Raw genomic sequence first — 1,466 nt, forward strand, 5'->3', positions numbered from 1 at the left:
GTTCGGAAGGGTGTTAAATATGTTGCGTTCTAACCGAGAAAAACAGCAGGCTTACGAGTTTGTTTCGATTGAAGAATTGGTTCCTCAAGATCATCTGCTTCGTAAAGTGGACAAGTATATCGATTTCTCTTTCATCGACGAAAAGGTTCGTCCGCTTTACTGTGTTGATAATGGGCGACCAGCCATCGACCCTGTCGTGTTATTTAAGATGATTTTCCTCGGTTATTTTTACGGCATTCGTTCGGAGCGTCAATTGGAACGCGAGATTCAGACGAATCTGGCATACCGTTGGTTTCTTGGTTTGGGATTGACCGACAAAGTTCCAGACCATACCACCATTAGCTGGAACCGACGGACTCGTTTCAAAGACACCAATATCTTTCAAGATATCTTCGATGAGATTGTGCTGCAAGCAATCCAGCACCGCATGGTCGGCGGACGGGTCCTGGTTTCGGATTCCACGCATGTGAAGGCCAATGCGAACAAGCACCAGTACACCAAGCAGCAGGTTCTACAAAACACACGAGATTACATGGACGAACTTAATGGTGCGGTAGAAGCCGACCGGAAGGCGCATGGAAAAAAGCTTTAAAACCCAGAGAGGATGTGGTCGAGAAGAAAGAAATCAAAGTGAGTAAAACCGACCCGGATAGCGGTTATATGATTCGCGATGGTAAACCTGAAGGATTCTTTTATTTAGATCACCGGACCGTTGATTTGAAATACAATCTGATTACCGATGTCCACGTCACACCGGGAAACGTTCATGATTCTGTACCGTATTTGTCGCGATTGGATCGCCAACGAGAGCGATTTGGTTTTGAAGTTGAAGCCGTTGCCCTGGATTCAGGCTATTTAACAACCCCCATCTGCAAAGGATTGCAGGAACGGGGGATCTTTGGCGTGATTGCTCACCGGAGATTTCATCCGACCCAAGGCTTATTTCCGAAATGGAAGTTTACCTATGATGCTGAGCGCAACCGATATATTTGTCCGCTTCAGCATGAATTGTTGTACCGTACCACGAATCGAGAAGGATACCGACAATATGCCTCGGATCCGAAGCACTGCAAGACTTGCCCGATGCTGGAGGAATGTACCCGTTCACGGAATCACCGGAAGGTCGTTACGCGCCATGTCTGGGAAGACAGCAAGGAATGGGTGCGAAACAACCGGCTCAGTCGATCCGGCAAGTATTTATACCGTAAACGAAAAGAAACGATTGAGCGAAGCTTCGCGGATGCCAAAGAGCTCCATGGGTTTCGCTATTGCCGGTTGCGCGGGTTGCAAAACGTCAGGGAACAGGCCCTGATGACGGCAACCGTACAAAACATGAAGAAGATAGCGATCCACCTGGATCGCCTGGAAAACAGGGGGTAATCCCCCATTTTCCCTGTTGAAGTGACCACTTAAAAAGGGAGAAACCCTGTACTTTGAAAAAAGCACAGGGTTTCTCGACAATCTGA

1 protein-coding gene is annotated in these 1,466 nt (G+C 47.7%); it reads left to right on the forward strand.

Annotated features, from left to right (window positions below; genetic code table 11):
* Positions 1-19 precede the first annotated feature (19 nt).
* A protein-coding gene (locus AB4124_RS33980; protein WP_098749644.1) for an IS1182 family transposase occupies positions 20-1,380 on the forward strand; the annotation gives its coding sequence in 2 pieces (ribosomal slippage) (positions 20-587 and positions 587-1,380; 1,362 coding nt in all).
* Positions 1,381-1,466: the final 86 nt, after the last annotated feature.

It is taken from the genome of Paenibacillus sp. 2KB_20 (assembly GCF_052115765.1).
GTDB lineage: Bacteria > Bacillota > Bacilli > Paenibacillales > Paenibacillaceae > Paenibacillus_AQ.